This is a genomic window from Robertkochia aurantiaca (assembly GCF_020166495.1).
GTDB lineage: Bacteria > Bacteroidota > Bacteroidia > Flavobacteriales > Flavobacteriaceae > Robertkochia > Robertkochia aurantiaca.
In genome coordinates this window covers 395,565-414,779 of the sequence record NZ_JAINZS010000006.1, presented here as the reverse complement: position 1 = coordinate 414,779, position 19,215 = coordinate 395,565, and the positions used below count along the sequence as shown (strand labels likewise).

Sequence of the window (19,215 nt, the reverse complement as noted above, 5' to 3'; positions counted from 1 at the left end):
AGATTTCCTTAATTTTGTCAAAATTTTAAAAAATTGTTGTGGGCAGTAAAAACAAGCTGAAGCGATTTAAAGAGAATGAAGGTTTTTCGAATGTGATTCAGCCTGAAAGGGATACGGTTACCGAAGGTCGTTTTGAATTACGGGGGCAGTGGCGTGAGAAGGTTTTCAAAAACGACAACCCGCTTATATTGGAACTGGGCTGCGGAAAAGGAGAGTATACCGTCAACCTGGCCCGTAAAAATCCGCATCACAACTACATCGGGATCGATATCAAAGGCGCCCGGTTCTGGAGAGGAGCCAAAACAGCCCTTGATGAAAATATGGACAACGTACGTTTTCTGAGAACACAGATCGAACTCATCGACCTGTTATTCGGTGAGAACGAAGTAGATGAGATTTGGATCACCTTTCCCGACCCGCAGATCAAATACAAACGCACCAAACACCGCCTGACCAACCAGGTTTTTCTGGAAAGATACAAGGCCGTTCTGAAACCCGAAGGCCGAATTCACCTGAAGACCGACAGCGAATTTCTGCATGGGTATACCCTTGGACTCCTGCATGGTCTGGGCTATGAGATCGAATATGCGAATCACCATGTCTATCGCAATGAAGGAAGCCCTGAAGAAGTTACAGGAATTCAGACATTCTATGAAAAGCAGTATCTTGAGCAGGAGAAACCCATCACCTACGTGCGTTTTAAACTAAACTAATGACCCACATCATCATTTTGTTCTTTGCTACTTTCTCAGCCGCCATGGTAGGAGTTGTATTTCCGGGATTGGTAAATATTACCGCAGCAAAGACCAGTACAAACAAAGGAAAACAAAGCGGCATCATTTTTTCTGCCGGGGCTTCGCTTACCGTAGTGATACAGGCCTATATCGGGGTACTTATTTCAAAATACCTCTACAACAACCCCTATGTGATCGACATCTTGCTGAAGATTGCCATCCTGGTATTCAGCTTCTTTGCCGTTTATTTTTTGGTGCTCGCCAAAAAAGGAAAAAAGAAAAAGGTCAGGGGGGTTAAGGTAAAAAAGAAGAACCTCTTTTTTAAAGGCATGCTGATCAGCGCCCTGAATGTTTTGCCTATCGCTTACTTCTGTGGCCTCAATGCCGCCTGGAATGTGAGCGGATGGATCAAATTTGAAGTTACCGACGTAGTGACCTTTATCGTGGCAGCCGGGGTGGGCACCTTTGCCATGCTCTATATGTATGTGTTTTATTTTGATAAGCTGCAGGAAAAAACAGATCGTTTTGCACGCTATTCAGATTATATTCTGAGCGCACTTATGGGCGTACTGCTCATTATCACCCTGATACGATTATTCTATGCCGAAAGCTGAACAGGATAGCTTCTTTGAGAGGGTCTACGAGGTGGTTGCAAAAATTCCCTACGGAAGAGTTACCTCCTACGGGGCCATAGCCCGTTACCTTGGCGCGGCAAGAAGTGCCCGCATGGTGGGCTGGGCGATGAATGCCTCTCACAATCGCGAAGATGTTCCTGCCCACAGGGTAGTGAACCGGCAGGGAGTTCTTACCGGTAAGCATCACTTCCCGGGAACCAACCTCATGCAACAGCTGCTGGAAAACGAAGGTCATCGCATTGAAGACAATACCATTACAGATTTCAGGGAAACCTTCTGGGACCCGGCCGGGGAATTATGATAGCTCGCGCCCGGTATTACCAGCTATAGCCGCCTGTTATGATCTCATCGCGCTTTTCAATTCATAACTTTCGTAATATAGACCTGAAGTATTATCTTTGCTGTTTAGAATGATTATAAAAAAGGAATTAATAAAAATTGCTCCAGAAATAGCACACTATGAAGATAGATAAAGCAGAGGTCTTAAAAGCATTGGAACATATTTCAGCACCCGGTGAAGGAAAGAATATGATTGAAAGCGGTGCCGTAACAAATGTGATGACCTTTGGCGAAGAAGTTGTCGTCGATATCACCATAAACAACCCAAGCCTTCAGGCTAAAAAGAAAACCGAAGTGGAGATCATGAAGATCATACACGATAAGGTGCACCAGAAGGCGAAAGTAACCGTCAATGTAAAGGTTGACGCGCCTGCCGAAAAGCCAAAGATCAAAGGGAAAGCGATTCCCGGGATCAAGAACGTGGTGGCTGTTGCTTCGGGAAAAGGCGGGGTAGGAAAATCTACGGTTACTGCCAATATCGCGGTCACACTCTCGAAAATGGGCTTTAAGGTCGGATTGCTCGATGCTGACATCTACGGACCTTCGATTCCCATCATGTTTGATGTGGAGGGAGAAAAGCCCCTGGCCATTAACGTCGATGGGAAATCAAAAATGAAGCCGGTTGAAAGTTATGGGGTAAAGATCTTGTCTATCGGCTTTTTCACCCAACCCGACCAGGCCGTGATCTGGAGAGGACCAATGGCATCGAAGGCTCTTAACCAGATGATATTCGATGCTGCCTGGGGAGAACTGGACTTTTTATTGGTTGACCTTCCTCCGGGAACAGGTGATATTCATCTGAGTATCATGCAGGCCCTTCCTATTACAGGAGCGGTGGTGGTAAGTACCCCTCAGAATATCGCCCTGGCCGATGCTAAAAAGGGTGTCGCCATGTTCCAGCAGGAAAGCATCAGCGTACCCGTGCTGGGCATCGTTGAAAATATGGCCTATTTTACTCCGGCTGAATTACCCGATAATAAATATTATATCTTCGGAGAAAGCGGTGCACGGAATCTTTCAGAAGACCTGAAAGTACCTTTCCTGGGAGAGGTGCCGCTGGTTCAAAGCATTCGTGAGGCCGGAGATGTCGGCAGACCTGCTGCACTGCAGTCAGGCACTCCGCAATCTGAAGCCTTCGAAAAAATTACCCGTGACACGGTTGAACAGGTAGTGAAAAGAAACGAAACCCTGCCTCCGACAGAGGCTATTAAAATAACCACCATGGCCGGTTGCTCTGCCGTGAACAAGAAATAAACCCATGACATCTGAAGAAATCAAGACCAATGTAGAGAAGGCGCTCGAAGAAATCAGGCCTTTCCTGAAAAGCGACGGAGGAGACATTTCCCTCGTTTCCATCGACGATGACAAGCTGGTACGTGTAAGGCTCGAGGGCACCTGCGTAGGTTGCAGTGTCAATCAAATGACATTGAAAAGCGGAGTGGAAATGACCATCAAGAAATATGTTCCCCAGATAGAGGAGGTCATTAATGTAGAATAAAAGCAGACTGATCACCTTCCGTCACGTGTTCGGATAAGCCCGTGGTGAAAATCATCAAGCTGCTTAAGGAATAATGAAAATGATTAAAACAGATATACTCATAATCGGAGCCGGACCTACCGGCCTATTTGCGGTTTTTGAAGCCGGTTTATTAAAACTTAAATGTCACCTGATCGATGCACTTCCCCAGCCCGGAGGCCAGTGTGCGGAAATCTACCCTAAGAAGCCTATTTACGATATTCCCGGTTTTCCTGAAGTTCTTGCCGGGGACCTGGTAGATAATCTCATGGAACAGATCAAACCCTTCGATCCGGGATTCACCCTGGGTGAACGAGCTGAAACGATTGAAAAGCAGGAAGACGGCACCTTTATAGTCACCACCAATCGCGGAACACGCCACCAGGCACCTGTAGTAGCCATAGCCGGCGGACTCGGAAGCTTTGAGCCCCGAAAACCACAGCTCGAAGATCTTGAGAAATTTGAAGATAAAGGCGTTGAATATATCATCAGAGACCCCGAAATGTATCGCGACAAACGCGTGGTGATCGCCGGAGGAGGTGATTCTGCACTTGATTGGAGTATATTTTTGTCTGATGTAGCCGCAGACGTTACCCTGGTACACAGACGCAATGAGTTCAGGGGAGCTCTTGATTCGGTTGAAAAAGCAGAAGAACTCAAGCAAAAAGGAAAGATCAACCTCATCACCCCGGCAGAGATTACCGCACTGCACGGTGAAGAAAATCTGACAGCCGTAACTGTTTCAAAGAACGGCGAAGATCATATTCTGGAAACCGATCACTTTATCCCTTTGTTTGGTCTCTCTCCAAAATTAGGTCCTATAGCGAACTGGGGACTGGAAATTGAAAAGAATGCAATCAAGGTAGACAACACCCTGGACTATCAGACCAACGTTCCCGGCATCTATGCGATCGGCGATGTAAACACCTATCCCGGGAAACTGAAACTGATCCTCTGCGGGTTCCATGAAGCAACTCTTATGTGCCAGTCAGCCTATAAGCGTATATTCCCTGACAAGCGATATGTCATGAAGTATACTACCGTGAGCGGTATCGATGGTTTCGACGGAAGCCGGAAAGAAGCTGAAAAGGCGGTGATCAAAAGCATTGACTAATACCTTATAATCGATTCTTTATTTACCGGCTCTTGCCTATCTTTGCCTTCAAAATTTTCTGAATGTCAGACATACAGATCAAGATCAAAGACAGAGAGGGCGTCGTACACGAAGTCACTGCCCCGACAGATATGGCTATGAACCTCATGGAGGTATGCAAAGCATATGAATTACCGGTAGAAGGTACTTGCGGTGGTATGGCTATGTGTGCTTCCTGTCAGTGTTATATACTGAGCGATCACCCGCTACCTGAGATGAGCATGGATGAAGATCTTATGCTTTCAGAAGCCTTTCATGTTCAGGAGAACAGCCGCCTGGGCTGCCAGATACCGATTTCGGAAGAGCTTGACGGACTGGAAGTGGAGTTGGCTCCTGAATCCTGAGCAGTCTATACATGAGAAAAACGGTACTCCACATAAAAAAGATGGATTGCCCCTCGGAAGAGAATATGATCCGCCTCAAAATTGGGGACCATCCCGAGGTCCAGGACCTGGATTTTGATCTCGACAACCGTCGCCTGACCATATTTCACCACCGACAGCCTGATGAGTTACTACAGTTAATAGCGTCTCTTAAATTGGGAGAAGAACTGCTTAGTTCAGAAGAAACTGAAGAGCCATATACTTTCGAAGGTAAGGATCAGAAGAAATCATTGCAGATCGTCTTCTGGGTAAACCTGTCTTTTTTTCTGATCGAAATGACTACCGGACTGATCTCAAATTCCATGGGGCTGATAGCAGACAGTCTTGATATGCTGGCAGATGCCTCAGTGTATGGCATCAGTCTTTTGGGAGTGAACAGTACTCTTAAACGCAAACAATCGATAGCTACCATCGCCGGATACCTACAACTGGGCCTGGCACTTCTCGGTTTCGCTGAGGTTATCAGGAGATTTATAAGCCTTCGGGAAATTCCCAATCACCAGACCATGATCGTTATTGCTGCCCTGGCACTGGCAGCGAATGCCTTCTGCTTGTATGTCCTGCAAAAGGCAAAAGGAAAAGAAGAGGCTCATATGCAGGCCAGTCTGATCTTCACTTCAAACGATATTATTATCAATTCGGGAGTAATACTGGCGGGGATACTCGTAACCGCATTTCAATCAAACTTGCCGGATCTGATCATTGGTACGATCGTATTTTTAGTGGTTATCAGGGGAGCTTTCAGAATTCTCAGGCTCGGTCGCTAGGTCATCGGGGAGACTCAATGCTATGACCTGGTTTCCTTTAGATGTTCCGAGTTTTTCCCCTCCGCATACGACCACTACGAATTGTTTGCCATTTATCTCATAGGTGGCCGGGGTGGCAAAAGAAGGAGCCGGCAAACGGTATTTCCACAGCAACTCTCCTGTATGACGATCATACACCCGGAAGAAACCATCGCGGGTGGCAGCGATCATCAAAAGGCCGTTTTCACTGATGATCGGACCACCGTAATTCTCGGTTCCGGTAGGTTGTTCACCCTTGTAAGCAGTGGTTCGCTCTTCTTCACCAAAAGGTATTCTCCATATATACTCTCCAGAATTCAGGTCGATGGCACTCAGTGTCCCCCACGGTGGTGCTATGGCCGGCAATCCGCTCTGATCCAGAAATTTTCTATACCCCTTGTGCCGGTAGCGCTGTTCGACATTTACATTTAACTGCTCCCCGACAAACTCAGACTTATCCTGTCCTCCCAGGAAGTTATAGAGCAGGTCTATCTCCTTTTCATCTAACTGGGGGAAGCCCGGCATCATTCCTTTACCGGTTGAAAGCATTTGCGAAAATGACTCCTTGTTAAGTCTATTCCGGAGGCCCTCAAGGGAAGGATAACCACTCTCGGGCATCCCTTTCAAATTCGATAGATGGCAGGCAGCGCAATACCGGTCATAAAGAAGCTCTCCTGCAGAGGCAGCTCCCCTGGAATCATCCTGCAAGTCTTCCAACTGGTGAATCCATGGCATTTCGTTTGCATTTACATAAAGAATACCTTGATCGGGGTCGGCACCGGCACCTCCCCATTCGGCCCCGCCATCGTAGCCGGGAAGCAGTAAAACAGGGCTGCTGCTTCCGGGGGCATACCACCGCCGGTCGGAGTTTCTGAACAAAGCCAGCAAGCTGTCGCGATCGGGAGCATCCCTGCTGATGTCTTCTTCCTTCAGATCCTGAGCCTGCCTTGCAAAGGGATCAGGTTTCACAGGTCTGGGCTGGGTGGGCCACAACGCTTCCCCCTCCAGTTCAGATTCGGGAACAGGCACTTCCTCTATATTAAAAAGAGGTTCCCCGGTTTCCCGATCGAACAGAAACACATAACCCTGTTTTGTGATTTGAGCCACAGCATCGATCTTTTCTCCATCATGGTCTACACTTATCAGATTGGGAGGAGCAGGCAGGTCCCTGTCCCAGACATCGTGGTGTGTGAACTGATAATACCATAACAGCCTTCCATCAGAAGCGTTCAAGGCGAGCAGGCAGTTCGCATATCGGTTGTCACCTTTACGGTCACCTCCATAGAAGTCAGGAGCTATACTTCCGGTAGGAACATAGACTATTCCCCGCTGTTCATCTAAAGCCATACCGGCCCAGTTATTCGCTCCCCCGATCCCCTCATTCCTGTAAGCCTCCCTGTTTTCCCAGGCCTCATACCCTTGCTCTCCCGGGTGTGGGATAGTATGAAAGGTCCAGCGAACTTCTCCTGTTCTCACATCGAAAGCCCCTACATCTCCTGGCGCTGCTTCAGTTCCTTCCGCAACCCGTACAGAAATGATGATCATATCTTTAAAAACCGTACCGGGTGTGGTGGCACCTATATACTTTTTTGCGGCGATTTCAGGCAATCCGTCATGAAGATCGATACGCCCATCTTTGCCAAATGAAGTCACCGGATTCCCGGTATCTGCGTCTAAGGCCCAAAGATAAGGTCCGGTAGTTACCAATATGCGACGATCTCCCTTTTCACCTTCCCAGTATGCCACTCCTCTGCTGGTACTTTGTGTTTGTAATGTATCCCTGAAATGCCATTCCAGTTGACCGGTTCCGGCATTGAGGGCAAATATCATTCCCCGGGAATCACTACCATAAAGCAGGCCATTCCTGATCACAGGATTCATCTGCATTTGTCCGCTGTCAGGTGTAAAATACCGCCATGCAACCTCTAGATGGCTGACGTTTTCAGCGGTGATCTGTGAAAGCCGGGTATAATGATTTCTCTCAGGACCACCCAGGTAACTCTCCCAAGCATAATGATCAGGCGTCGCTTGTGAGGGTCGTCTTTCAGAGCAGGCAGTCAGGCTAAGAGCGGCTGCTAACGCAATCTTTTTTATCATATGGCAGATGTTTGGTAATCTTCAAGGCGGGTGGGACCTTCCAGAACTTCCCTCTTTATTTGGAGAAAGCCTTCTTCGGTTATATCGACATACCACTTGATCAGACTCAACTGTCCCTCTTCCAGTTCAATACCCGTTATACTCCTGGGGTGCACACAGCTGCCATCATTAAAAAGGGGCAACTCTCCCGGCTCCGGAAAACGTGGCCGGTGTGTATGCCCTGTGATGGTAAAAAGGTTTCCCTTTTCTGCTATCCACCTTTCGGTACGTTTTTCCTGCCGGATAGATTCGCGGTTATTTTTGGCAGGGCTGGTCGGATCAGATATGCCAACTACCTGAAGGGGTTTCCACAACACCCTAACCATAAACCTGCTCATTCTCCAGAACAGGTAATTCCACCAGTCTGCCTGATGCCCGTGAACCAGGAAGATCTCCTGACCGCTGTCACGATGCTTCAAAACGATCGATTCGGTATATTCCAGGCCCGGCATAAATGGTACCTCCCGCCTTTTCTCAGGGTCGAACCGGGTATTGTAATTCCTGCGTACCCGGTCGGGATCCCGGTATGCCATATCATGGTTGCCGTAAATGGGAAAATACCGGTTGTCACGATGAAATTCCCTGATCAGCATGAATACATTCTTATGTGATTCGAATATGGGCTCGAATGAAAGATTCTCCCAAAGTTCATCTCCGTCTCCAAGCTCACAATAGGTGAATCCCTTTTTATAATAGACCTGAAGGGCGTGATAATAAATATTCCGGTTGTTCGCAAATTCGTCGGCAAAGCTATTGTCGCCGCGGTGACAATCACTTAAGAAAATAAATCGGGAGCGATCATCGAACTCGAGAACTTTGGCCCTCCGATAGGCCAGATCATAACGGCTTTTAACAGACATGATTTAAAAATACCAAATAAACCCCAAAGAGGGGAAACCGGGAAGTCTGAATTTTCAATCTCTTTCCCGGTTCATTATCTTTGCAATTCCCTGAAGGTCAAATGTTATTTATTGCCAACTTTTACGACAGAAGGGTAGTAAGCACATTTTTATGGATAAACATACTTCTTCTCCTTTTACTATGTATATCAGCTTTAATAAGCTGATGGAATCATATGAAATGCTCGCTAAAAGCGATGATACTGATATCGCCGCCAGGGCAAAAGAAGTGCTTGAGATTCAAAAGGAGTACCCTGAACTTCGGGAAGGGTTTACCGAATTTGAATCGGTTCATAAGTACCAGGAGGTCATCGACCGCCTGTTACAGGATTCCTTTTCCCCGATATTGACTTATAACGAGATCAAGACCGCAGGGGTACCGTTTGAAGGTTTTATCTTTAAATCTTCTAAACGCTTTGACAATATCGTTAGTGAAGCAGGTGATGACTTCAGTCCGAAATTCAGGGAGATCCCTGACAATGACATGTACATTATGGCCTGCAGTGTTATTCTGAGTTTTTACTACGGGCGAAATGTGCAGTTCAGAAGACCCTTATACTACGACATACCCGATTCACAGGGAATCATGAAGCATTACAGGGTAACCTATAACGCAGACTTCATGGAGATCTACCCGACGGAAAATGCGGTTGACCTCGATGAAGGCGACATAGACGAATTGCTGAATGGTTTTGATAATATAGAGCTGTGGAAAGAGAAGTTTCCTCCGGGAAGCTGGGTTGCCAAAGGCTTTGTTATTTCAAACATCTTTGATGTGACCATCGACAATTCTATTTCTGAATTAAAAACGGGCTTGCTGAACACCAGTGCCAAAAGCAGTCTTAACCTTTCCTGGTTCACTAATGTCTTTAAGTCGATATATGGTATTCCGGATCTGAAGATCGGGTTTTCTGCCTATGAAGAGAATACCAAAAGCTTTGAACGCATCAACGAGAACGTTCCCAGTTACCTGCTGGAAGGGGAAAGCCTCGAGCGTTGTGAACATTTGTTCTGCGGAGGGGCCAAGAATGCCCTGTTAAACAATCACAGTTATTTTGCCATATCTGACATCGACCGCTATGTCACAGATTCCGGAGACCGCAAAGCCTATGACCGGTATAAGAAGCAGGGGTACAAAAGTATCATCCTGGCTCCCGTAGCCCGTGACGGGGAGTTGCTGGGCGTATTGGAATTGCTGTCACCCAGGAGAAAAGAACTCAACAGCGTGAATGCCAATAAGCTGAATGACGTCATGCCTTTTATTGTGACTGCCGTAGCCAGGAACCGCAATGAAGAGGCCAACCGCATTGAGGCAGTGATACAGAACGAGTGCACCTCCATACATGACAGTGTGAAATGGAAATTTGTTGAAGAAGCCAGACACTTCCTCAGAGAAAAGGAAAAAGGAAATATGGTTTCATTCAGAGAGATCAGCTTTAAAGATGTTCACCCGCTTTACGGTCAGATCGACATCAGGAATTCCTCAGAGGAAAGAAACTCAGCAACCCGGCGGGACCTTCTGGAACAACTATCGCTGGTCGAGGAGATCATGGATCTTGCCATTAAACACGGCAGACTTCCTATTTATGAAGAATACAACTTCCGTATCATGTCACTGATCGACAATGTCAGGAACGACTACCTGACAAATACGGAACAGGATATCATCAATTTTCTTTTCGAGGAAATCCATCCGGTTCTCCCACAACTGAGAACGATTAGTGCAGATCTGAATAAGAAGGTTCTTCAATATGAAGAGCGAATCGATTCGAAAAGCGGAATGATCAACACCTACCGGAATAAATACGATAATACTGTCAACCTGATCAACCGCCGTATGGCAAGGCTTCTGGATCAGAAACACGAAGAAGCCTACGCGATGTTCCCTCATTACTTCGAGCGGTACAAGACCGATGGGGTGGAGCATACCATGTATATCGGAGCTTCCATTTCAAAAGACCGGGAATACAGCGAGGTGTATCTTCAGAACCTGAGATTATGGCAATTAGAAACCATGTGCCATATGGAAAATGTGTACTATAATCTCAAACCCGAACTGGAAATTCCGCTTGATGTCACCTCTATGATTCTCGTGCATTCCAACCCGCTTGCCATTAAGTTCAGAATGGATGAAAAGCATTTCGATGTAGACGGGTCATATAATGCCCGCTATGAGATACTTAAAAAACGTATCGACAAATCCCTGATTCTGGGAACCGACGAGCGCATCACCAAACCCGGGCATATCACCATTGTATATGGCGGAAAAAATGAAGAACGGGAATATTTAAGATACGTAAGACTTCTGCAATCAAAGGGAATACTTGCTGCCAACCATGAGATCCATGAGATCGACAACACCCAGGGTGTCAGCGGACTTAAAGCCTTAAGGGTGGGTATACTCTATCGTCATGAAGAACATAAGAGCAAGCTCACTTATGAAGACCTGATGCAGGAACTTGCTAAATCAGAAGAAAGGCCGCCAGAAAAGTAAGCACCGAAAGTATGATCCCGATCATAAACACAGTATAGGTAATACGCAAAAGCCGGTACTTGCGCGCCAGCACCACCCCCAGATAATAGAGATCTTTCGTCAACGAATCATAGATATATTCCTGGTCTACGATCATCTCCCTGAGTGCCGATTCATATTTCATGTAAGGCATCTTGTGAAAGTTGCCGAAAAACAACAGGTTGACTTTGCGGTCTTTTACATCTTCATCAGAAAACTCACCACTGCTTACATTAGGCCTGGTGGAAAGTATGGCAAATATGATAGAAACCACACTGAAAAGCACCAGGATGAGACTGGGCAATAACAGGTGACTGTTCGAAGGATTATCCAGTTTTGGTATCAGATTTGCCAGTGCCAGGGAAATAATTATGGCATTAACCGACAAAAGAATGTTTGCCTTGGTGTCTGCAATATCACTCAGCTTCAGATGGTTCCTCAGGGTCACCCTGTACAGGGTCTGTATCCCTCTGTCAGGATTCTTGCCTTTAAGATGCACTTTTAATTCTTCCTTATGCTGCCTCCTTTTGGCTTTTCGTTGCTGCTTGGCCAGCTCTTCAATATTCTCTTCCTTGCCTTTGTTCCAGTTCTTCTTTGCAAAGTCTGTGTAGAATTTATGACGGTTGACCAGCAACTGTATGTTCTCCTTTCGCCATTCTTCAAGTGAATATTCAGCTACCCCGGTGAGTTTAAGCTCCTGCCTTAGAATCTCTGAGGTGTTGATATAGCTGGGTTTAGACAGATGAGATGAATCTGCATCTTTCAGTATCTTTTGTAATTCGTTCTCAGGTTCGGCTTCCATTTTTGTAGACAGAATGACCTCGCAGACCTGGGCGATCCGGTTCACATCAACCTCCCGTTCCTTTAACCAGTCACTGGCTATTTCACAACTGTTTTCTTCGTGGTTCTCGCTTCCGTGAATATATCCGGTATCATGAAACCAGGCGGCCAGCAGCAGGTTTTCCTGCTCTTTTGGGGAAAGTTCGTGGTTATCAATCAGGACTTTCGTATTTTTAACTACCCGCTCGGTATGACGTAGATTGTGATAGAGGTACTTCTTATCGAGCTTTGTAGATAACAGCTCACTGACATATGCTGCGGCTTCTTCTACAAGTTTATCGTTCATGATCTTTTGCTTTGCTTTCATATAGTACTATAATATTACGAAATATAAAATTGCCAACTAAATAATGCGGCTTACTCAATTTTCTCCCTTTCTTATTTTTTTTCTCCTCACCGCCTGTGCGTCTTACGAGGTTCAATACCGCGAAGAAGCCTACGAGTTATATCCAGAAGACCGAACCCTTCACAAACGGTTCTATCTCCTTGGAGATGCCGGGAATTCTCCCGCCGGAGAACCCAGCCGGGCCATAAAGGCATGGAGCGATGCCATGGCTGAAGGAAAAGCAGATGATTTTGCATTATACCTGGGCGATAATATTTATCCCAACGGCCTCCCAAAAAAAGAAGACCCCGATTATGAACTTGCGGCTCACAGGCTGCAGGTGCAGGTGGAAGCTGCAGCACGTTTTCCCGGCCGCAGTGTTTTTATTCCCGGGAATCACGACTGGTACAGCGGCGGTATTAAAGGCTTACAAAGACAGGAAGATTTTATAGAAGACAGGCTCGACTTAAAACACGGCTTCCTCCCCAGTGATGCATGTGGCCTGGACGAAGTTGATATCGATGATCAGACGCACATCATCATCATTGATTCTCAGTTGTTTCTCGAAGATTGGGATGACCACCCGACCATCAATGATGACTGTGAGATAAAGACGCGCCGTCAATTCTTTATAGAATTGGAAACCATGCTCAAGAAAGCAGAAGGCAAGACCGTGCTCATAGCCATTCATCACCCGCTATATTCTTACGGGCCTCATGGAGGTTACTACGCTGCAGAGAAGCACCTGTTTCCCTTTCAGAAAAAGATACCCCTTCCCGGACTTGGTTCCCTGATCACGATCACACGCAAGTCAGGAGGTATCTCGATTCAGGATATTCAAAACGAGAAATACAGGGAATTCACCACCCGTATAAAATCCATTGTGAAAGAAGCACCCGCAAGGGTCATATTTGTATCAGGTCACGAGCACTCCCTTCAATACACGGAGTCTGAGAATTTCAGGCAGGTGGTTTCAGGCTCAGGATCTAAGATTTCAGCCACCAAACTAACCGGAGATGCGGTTTTCACCTACGGAAACCAGGGGTATGCCGTACTGGATGTATTTACCGATGGCTCTTCATGGATTCGTTATTACGATGCCGAAAAACCGGGTGAACCGGTATTTCAGACAGAGGTATTCCCGCCGAGAATCGCATATCGCGAACCTGTATTTCCGGCAGAGTATCCCCGGGAGATCGAATCTTCGGTATATGAGCCAGGAGAGATCGATGTCTCAAATCTCTACGCAGGGGTTTGGGGGGATCACTACCGCGAACTGTACGGAAGAAAGATAAAAGCAAAAGTTGCCCTGCTTGACACCCTTTATGGCGGCCTTACACCGATTCGTATGGGAGGAGGTCATCAGACCAAGACATTAAGACTGGTCGACAGCGAGGGACGTGAGTTCAATATGAGAGGACTCAAAAAGAGTGGCGCCCAGTTCCTGCAGACAGTCGTATTGAAAGACAAAGTGTTGGAACAGGAAGACCTTACCGGGACACTTCCTGAAGAATTTCTGCAGGACTTCTATACCACAGCCCACCCCTATGCGGCTTACCCCATAACAGTACTCGCAAAGGCAGCCGGGGTTTTTCACACCCACCCACAACTCTACTACATTCCGAAACAACCGGCCCTGGGCAAATACAATGAACTCTATGGAGATGAACTCTATATGATCGAGGAGCGTCCGGCCGATGAGCACAACAACAACCCGGGGTTCGGTTATGCCAATGACATCGACAGTACCGATGATCTCTTCGCCGATCTGAGGGAAGATGAAGAAAACCGCCTGGATGAGAATGCCTATGTAAGGGCCAGGCTCTTCGATATGCTCATCGGAGACTGGGACAGGCACACCGATCAGTGGCGATGGGCTAAATTTGAAGAAGGCGAGCTCGATATATACAGACCGGTGCCCCGCGACAGAGACCAGGCTTTTTCTGACTTTGACGGAGCTTTCCTCAGCTCCATACGTACGCTTGTCGCTCCGGCCCGAATGATGCAGCGCTATGAACCCGAACTGAAAAACCTTGAATGGTTCAACACAGAACCCCTGCCCATGGACCGTGTTCTGATACAGAACGCAAGACTCGAAGACTTTATCAGGGAAGCAAAACACTTACAGAACACCCTTACAGAAGAAGTCATCGATTCGGCCTTCAGGGAAATGCCACTGGAGGTTCAGGATGAAAGCATGGAAGAGATCAAAAAGACCCTGATCGGCCGAAAAGCATTGCTTCAGGAGATCGCAGAAAACTATTATGACATTCTCAACCAAACGGTGGTGCTTCGCGGTACAGACAAAGATGATTATATCGATGTGAAAAGACTCGAAGACGGGTTCACCCGCGTAGAGATCTACCGGAATAAAGACGGGGAACGTGCAGACCTTTTACTGGATAAGACCTTCGACCCTGAGCAGACCGAGGAGATATGGATCTACGGCCTGGATGATACCGATACCTTTACCGTTACAGGCGATTACAAATCAAAAATCCTCGTAAGGCTTATCGGCGGACAAAACAACGACAGCTATGATATTGAAAATGGTCACAGACTTAGGTTCTACGACCATAAATCTAAAAAGAATACGATAATCAGAAACGATGGCGGAACCAAGCGCTTTACCGATATCTATGAAAACAACCTGTTCACCTTCAGCAAGAACAAATATTCGACCAATATGTTGCTTCCGGGAATCGGGTTTAATCCTGATGCGGGGGTCATCGCAGGCGTTAATTACAATATCACCAGTTATGGATTCGAGCGGAATCCCTTCACCAGCAGTCATGATATCGGTCTCAAATATCACTTTGCGACCGAAGGAGTCGAAGTTCAATACCAGGGGGAGTTTGCGGGTTGGTTCAAGTCTTCGAATCTTTGGGTAGGCGCCCGCTATAACAGTCCGACCTTCGCGCATAACTTCTTTGGTTTAGGAACGGAATCTGAAAACCCCGACGAAGAACTGGGACTTGACTACAACCGGGTCAACCTCAGCAATATGAGCCTGGAAACAGGAATTGTGAGACGCTCCGACTACGGGAACGACATGAGAGCCTTGCTTCGTTTCGAAGGCGTAAAGGTCGATGAGACTGAAGGTCGGTTCATCACTACCTTCAGTGACGATCCCGAATTCTATGACTGGAAATATTTCATGAGCCTCGAATTCGGATTTCTGTATGAAAGTTATGATCGTGACATCAATCCATCCAGGGGTATGCGCTTCGATATAGAGACCGGCTATACCCGGAACCTGAAGAACGGGAGCAAAGATTTTGCCTACCTCAAACCGGAATTGCTGTATTATTCACGCCTCACCTCCGATAAAAAGCTGGTACTGAAGACCGGGGTTGCCAGTCATTTGAATTTCGGGAACGGATTTGAGTTTTACCAGGGAGCCTTCCTGGGAGGAAACAACGGACTCAGGGGATACAGAATAAACAGGTTTACAGGGAAACACAGCCTGGTTTTCAACGGAGACCTCAGGTACAACTTCAGGGAATACAGAACACGACTTTTACCGATGCAGCCGGGTATTTATCTGGGCTATGACTACGGAAGGGTCTGGGCGTCAGGAGATCCTGAAAACAGTTGGCATGATTCAATCGGTGGCGGTATTTATGTAGCAGCCAGCAACCTGATCTATCTGGATGTATCTTTCTTTAACTCAGACGAAGGCAACCGTTTCGCCTTTGGTTTCGGGATCAGTTTTTAACGGGTAGCCTGGTAGGCAGCCCATCGATACTGCTTTGATTCTTCCGCTCCTGGTAGTCTGCGATTCCATCTTCACCCAGTTCTTCGGCCCAGGTTCTGAGTTCATCACGGTGCTGCCTGAAATCCATAAGAGGCACCCCCATGCCACAGGAGGTCTGAACGAGTTCCACTGCAACATCGAAAAGCTGACGGGTCCCGGCGATCTCCGGGAATAGCCCTATGTACTTATCAAATTCGGCATCACCGGGATGATAGGCAACAGCCCTTCCATAAAGGCGAAGTATCATAGGCACCCCTTCGAAAGCGCAGAACATAATAGTGATACGGTCGTTCTGAAGAAGGTGTGCGGCAGTTTCGTTACCGCTGCCGGTAAGGTTCAACCACATGACCCGGTTCGAATCAAGCACCCTGAAAGTATCCATTCCTTTGGGTGACAGGTTGATCCTGCCTTCACTTGCAGCCGTGGCCGTAAAGAAAATCTTCTGGCGTTCGATAAAATCCTGAAGCCTCTGGTTTATACGGTCGTATTTCTTACCCATACTGTAGAACTATGTTTCAAAGATATTCTTTTGATCACAATCCGGCCTTTTGCTGGCGATAAAATGCGTCGGCCTGCAACTGCATTACTTCCCTGGCCTTTTGTCGTTTGTAAGCATATAACTCTTCCTCTTCGGCCAACTCGGTATAGACCCGGTCATAAATGGCCGCATCGGCTTCTTTTTGGCGTTGCATCTGGTGTGCCTTCTGGGCGGTCCATGTCGCCACGGTCTTTTCACTGTCAGCCAACCTCAGGTCATACTCACCTACCGGAGCCAATAACTTCGATATTATCGGTGCGGTTTCTATAGCGAGAAACAACAGGAATATAAAAAAGGAAGGAAGCCAAGGCAGTTTGTCAAGCGCATTGATCCGGGCCATCAGTCCGTCGAAGCCATCGATAACAGGCTGCGTTCGGGAAACATTCTCCCGAAAGGAAGACCGCAACTCCATGATCTGTTGTTCCCTGGCCGTGATCTGCGCGTTGTTCTCATTCCTCAGCAATTGCAGTTCTGCCAGTGCCTGGTCATGTTTTTCACGTTTTTCTTTGTACACAGGGCCCTTCCCAAGCAAACCAGTACCCGCACGGCCTTCAGCCTCTGAAATATAGGTATCGTAAAGCGCGTTTACTTCGCTTTCCTTGGTACGTATCTCTTCCTTAAGAGCGTTGGCCTCAGTCTCCAGGCGATCGATCTCAGGCTGCACCTGTAAGGCCAGCTGATCCTGGTTATCAAGTGTCATTTGATTCTTTTCCTCCAGTAGCACCCGATCTATCTCCTTTTCAAATATTTTCAGCTCCAGGGGTTTGGCGATCACTATAGCAATGATCACAGCCAGCAGGATTCGGGGAACAGCCTGTAGAAACTGACTCCCTGCACTACCCTGCTTTTTTATGGTAGAGACGATAAAACGGTCGAGATTAAAGATCAGTAAACCCCACACAAGACCAAAGGCAACAGCCATAAAAACAGAATCGAACACGGTATAGAGCGCATAGGCAGCGGCAATAAAGGCCATAAGGGCTGTGAAGAATACAGTACCTCCGATTCCGGCCTGTTTGATCTGTTCAGAACCCGAGCATTCCTTCAGCAATTTGGGATCGGCGCCTGAACACATCCAGAAGAAAGATTGTAACATAACTGCGTTTTATTGATGAATCAATCTATATAACGCAAAATGTTACCGGATGTTACATTATTTCGGGCACTATTTAGCTGTAAAAGACCTTCATAATAAAAAAAACGCCGGAGCATGTAAAGCTCCGGCGCGAAAGAAATTTAGATTAAGATTTCTTCTGTTCTGTAAAATAATGATAGAACCATGGGATGGTTTCGATTCCCTTATAGAAGTTCCAAAGGCCGAAATGTTCATTCGGGGAATGGATGGCATCGCTGTCAAGACCGAATCCCATAAGTACCGTTTTGCTCTTCAGTTCCTTTTCAAAAAGCGATACGATAGGTATGCTTCCACCGCTGCGCTGGGGAATAGGCGTCTTCCCGAAAGTTTCCTCATAAGCCTTGCTGGCGGCCTGGTAACCATCACTGTCGATTGGCGTGACATAGGGGTACCCTCCGTGATGCGGCTTCACCTTTACGGTCACTCCTTCAGGAGCGAGCGATTCGAAATGCGCCTGGAACAGATCGGCTATTTCCTGCCATTCCTGGTGAGGTACTAATCGCATGGAGATCTTGGCGTAGGCTTTACCCGGTATCACTGTTTTGGCACCTTCCCCGGTATAACCGCCCCAGATACCGTTTACATCGAGAGTTGGTCGTATGGAGTTTCTCTCATTGGTGGTATATCCCTTTTCCCCGTAAACATCCTTAATGCCCAGGGCATTGCGATAACTGTCGAGTGAAAAGGGAGCTTTGGCCATCTCTTCCCGCTCTTCCCGGCTAAGTTCAACGACCTTGTCGTAAAAACCGGGTATAGTGATGTGATTGTTCTCATCGTGCAGGGAGGCGATCATCTTTGAGAGGATGTTGATGGGGTTTGCCACCGCCCCTCCATACAGACCGCTGTGCAGATCCCGGTTCGGACCGGTCACCTCAACCTCTACGTAGGTAAGACCCCTGAGTCCTGTGGTGATGGAAGGAACATCTTTAGCGATCATTCCCGTATCTGAGATCAGGATCACATCATTGGCCAGTTTCTCCTTGTTGTTCTTTACAAACCATTCAAGACTTTCAGACCCCACTTCTTCTTCCCCCTCTATCATGAATTTCACATTACAGGGAAGCTGCCCGGTTTCCGTCATAAACTCCATAGCCTTCACATGCATATACATCTGTCCCTTGTCATCGCAGGCGCCCCTTGCGAATATTGCACCCTCGGGATGAATATCGGTGGTTTTCACCACCGGTTCAAAAGGCGGAGAGTTCCATAGATCTACCGGGTCAGGTGGTTGTACATCGTAATGCCCGTAAACCAGCACCGTGGGAAGGGAAGTATCGATGATTTTCTCGGCAAAAACAATGGGATAGCCCGGAGTTTCACATACCTCAGCATGATCACAACCCGCATCCAGCAGGGCATCTTTTACCTTTTCTGCTGTATTCAGTACATCCTGAGAAAAGGCCGGGTCGGCACTCACCGATGGAAGTTTTAACAATTGTATAAGTTCGTCCAGAAATCGTTCCTTATGCGTATCGACATACGCTTTTATGTTTTCCATGAAATTTTATTTCTTACCTCAAAAATACAA

General features: G+C 47.0%; 16 protein-coding genes. 10 read left to right on the top strand and 6 right to left on the bottom strand.

The features are described 5' to 3' along the window. Positions 1-38 precede the first annotated feature (38 nt). The 8 genes from trmB (at position 39) to K7R10_RS13000 (ending at position 5,527) form a co-directional block, all read left to right on the top strand. The gene (trmB, locus tag K7R10_RS13035) at positions 39-713 is read left to right on the top strand and encodes a tRNA (guanosine(46)-N7)-methyltransferase TrmB (RefSeq protein WP_224485161.1); all 675 of its coding nucleotides are present in this window, start codon (positions 39-41) and stop codon (positions 711-713) included. Beyond that, a complete protein-coding gene (locus tag K7R10_RS13030; protein WP_224485160.1) occupies positions 713-1,348 on the top strand; it encodes a LysE family transporter in 636 nt (211 codons plus the stop codon). The genes trmB and K7R10_RS13030 overlap by 1 nt, the downstream gene beginning before the upstream one ends. Next, complete coding sequence (locus K7R10_RS13025; protein WP_224485159.1) at positions 1,335-1,670, top strand: MGMT family protein; 336 nt, start codon at positions 1,335-1,337, stop codon at positions 1,668-1,670. The genes K7R10_RS13030 and K7R10_RS13025 overlap by 14 nt, the downstream gene beginning before the upstream one ends. A 158-nt stretch (positions 1,671-1,828) precedes the next feature. Next, entirely contained in the window at positions 1,829-2,962 is a 1,134-nt protein-coding gene (locus tag K7R10_RS13020; RefSeq protein ID WP_224485158.1) for an Mrp/NBP35 family ATP-binding protein, read from the top strand. 4 nt (positions 2,963-2,966) lie between these two features. Further along, positions 2,967-3,206, top strand: coding sequence for a NifU family protein (locus K7R10_RS13015; protein WP_224485157.1), 240 nt, complete (start codon positions 2,967-2,969; stop codon positions 3,204-3,206). Between the two features lie 79 nt (positions 3,207-3,285). After that, the gene (locus tag K7R10_RS13010) at positions 3,286-4,338 is read left to right on the top strand and encodes an NAD(P)/FAD-dependent oxidoreductase (RefSeq protein WP_224485156.1); all 1,053 of its coding nucleotides are present in this window, start codon (positions 3,286-3,288) and stop codon (positions 4,336-4,338) included. Between the two features lie 62 nt (positions 4,339-4,400). Beyond that, positions 4,401-4,721: a 2Fe-2S iron-sulfur cluster-binding protein gene (locus tag K7R10_RS13005; protein WP_224485155.1), complete on the top strand. Its 321-nt coding sequence runs from the start codon at positions 4,401-4,403 to the stop codon at positions 4,719-4,721. Positions 4,722-4,732: 11 nt separating this feature from the next. Then, the gene (locus K7R10_RS13000; RefSeq protein WP_224485154.1) at positions 4,733-5,527 is read left to right on the top strand and encodes a cation efflux transmembrane domain-containing protein; all 795 of its coding nucleotides are present in this window, start codon (positions 4,733-4,735) and stop codon (positions 5,525-5,527) included. Here the strand turns inward: K7R10_RS13000 and K7R10_RS12995 are convergent. Together K7R10_RS12995 and K7R10_RS12990 are read right to left on the bottom strand one after the other, a co-directional pair. Next, positions 5,480-7,642 carry an outer membrane protein assembly factor BamB family protein gene (locus tag K7R10_RS12995; protein WP_224485153.1) on the bottom strand — a complete coding sequence of 721 codons (2,163 nt, stop codon included), beginning with the start codon at positions 7,640-7,642 and terminating at the stop codon, positions 5,480-5,482. The genes K7R10_RS13000 and K7R10_RS12995 overlap by 48 nt on opposite strands. Further along, entirely contained in the window at positions 7,639-8,541 is a 903-nt protein-coding gene (locus K7R10_RS12990) for a metallophosphoesterase (RefSeq protein ID WP_224485152.1), read from the bottom strand. Before K7R10_RS12990 ends, K7R10_RS12995 begins: the two co-directional genes overlap by 4 nt. 151 nt (positions 8,542-8,692) lie before the next feature. Here K7R10_RS12990 and K7R10_RS12985 point away from each other — a divergent pair, with 151 nt between their 5' ends. Beyond that, on the top strand, positions 8,693-11,074 hold the full coding sequence (locus K7R10_RS12985; RefSeq protein ID WP_224485151.1) for a GAF domain-containing protein: 2,382 nt from the start codon (positions 8,693-8,695) through the stop codon (positions 11,072-11,074). On the opposite strand, the gene K7R10_RS12980 is transcribed toward K7R10_RS12985, so the two are convergent. Further along, positions 11,043-12,218: a Pycsar system effector family protein gene (locus K7R10_RS12980; protein WP_224485150.1), complete on the bottom strand. Its 1,176-nt coding sequence runs from the start codon at positions 12,216-12,218 to the stop codon at positions 11,043-11,045. The two genes, K7R10_RS12985 and K7R10_RS12980, sit on opposite strands and share 32 nt — an antisense overlap. A 64-nt stretch (positions 12,219-12,282) precedes the next feature. On the opposite strand from K7R10_RS12980, the gene K7R10_RS12975 reads away from it, so the two are divergent. Then, a complete protein-coding gene (locus K7R10_RS12975) occupies positions 12,283-15,975 on the top strand; it encodes a BamA/TamA family outer membrane protein (protein WP_224485149.1) in 3,693 nt (1,230 codons plus the stop codon). Here K7R10_RS12975 and K7R10_RS12970 read toward each other — a convergent pair. The 3 genes from K7R10_RS12970 to K7R10_RS12960 all read right to left on the bottom strand — a co-directional run bounded on the left by K7R10_RS12970 (position 15,965) and on the right by K7R10_RS12960 (position 19,185). Beyond that, positions 15,965-16,513 (bottom strand): pyridoxamine 5'-phosphate oxidase family protein, encoded by a 549-nt coding sequence (locus tag K7R10_RS12970; RefSeq protein ID WP_224485148.1) that lies wholly within the window; start codon positions 16,511-16,513, stop codon positions 15,965-15,967. The two genes, K7R10_RS12975 and K7R10_RS12970, sit on opposite strands and share 11 nt — an antisense overlap. 34 nt (positions 16,514-16,547) lie before the next feature. Further along, positions 16,548-17,648, bottom strand: a complete 1,101-nt coding sequence (locus K7R10_RS12965; RefSeq protein ID WP_224485147.1) for a DUF4407 domain-containing protein — start codon at positions 17,646-17,648, stop codon at positions 16,548-16,550. 145 nt (positions 17,649-17,793) lie between these two features. Further along, positions 17,794-19,185 carry a dipeptidase gene (locus K7R10_RS12960; RefSeq protein ID WP_224485146.1) on the bottom strand — a complete coding sequence of 464 codons (1,392 nt, stop codon included), beginning with the start codon at positions 19,183-19,185 and terminating at the stop codon, positions 17,794-17,796. Between the last annotated feature and the right edge of the window lie 30 nt (positions 19,186-19,215).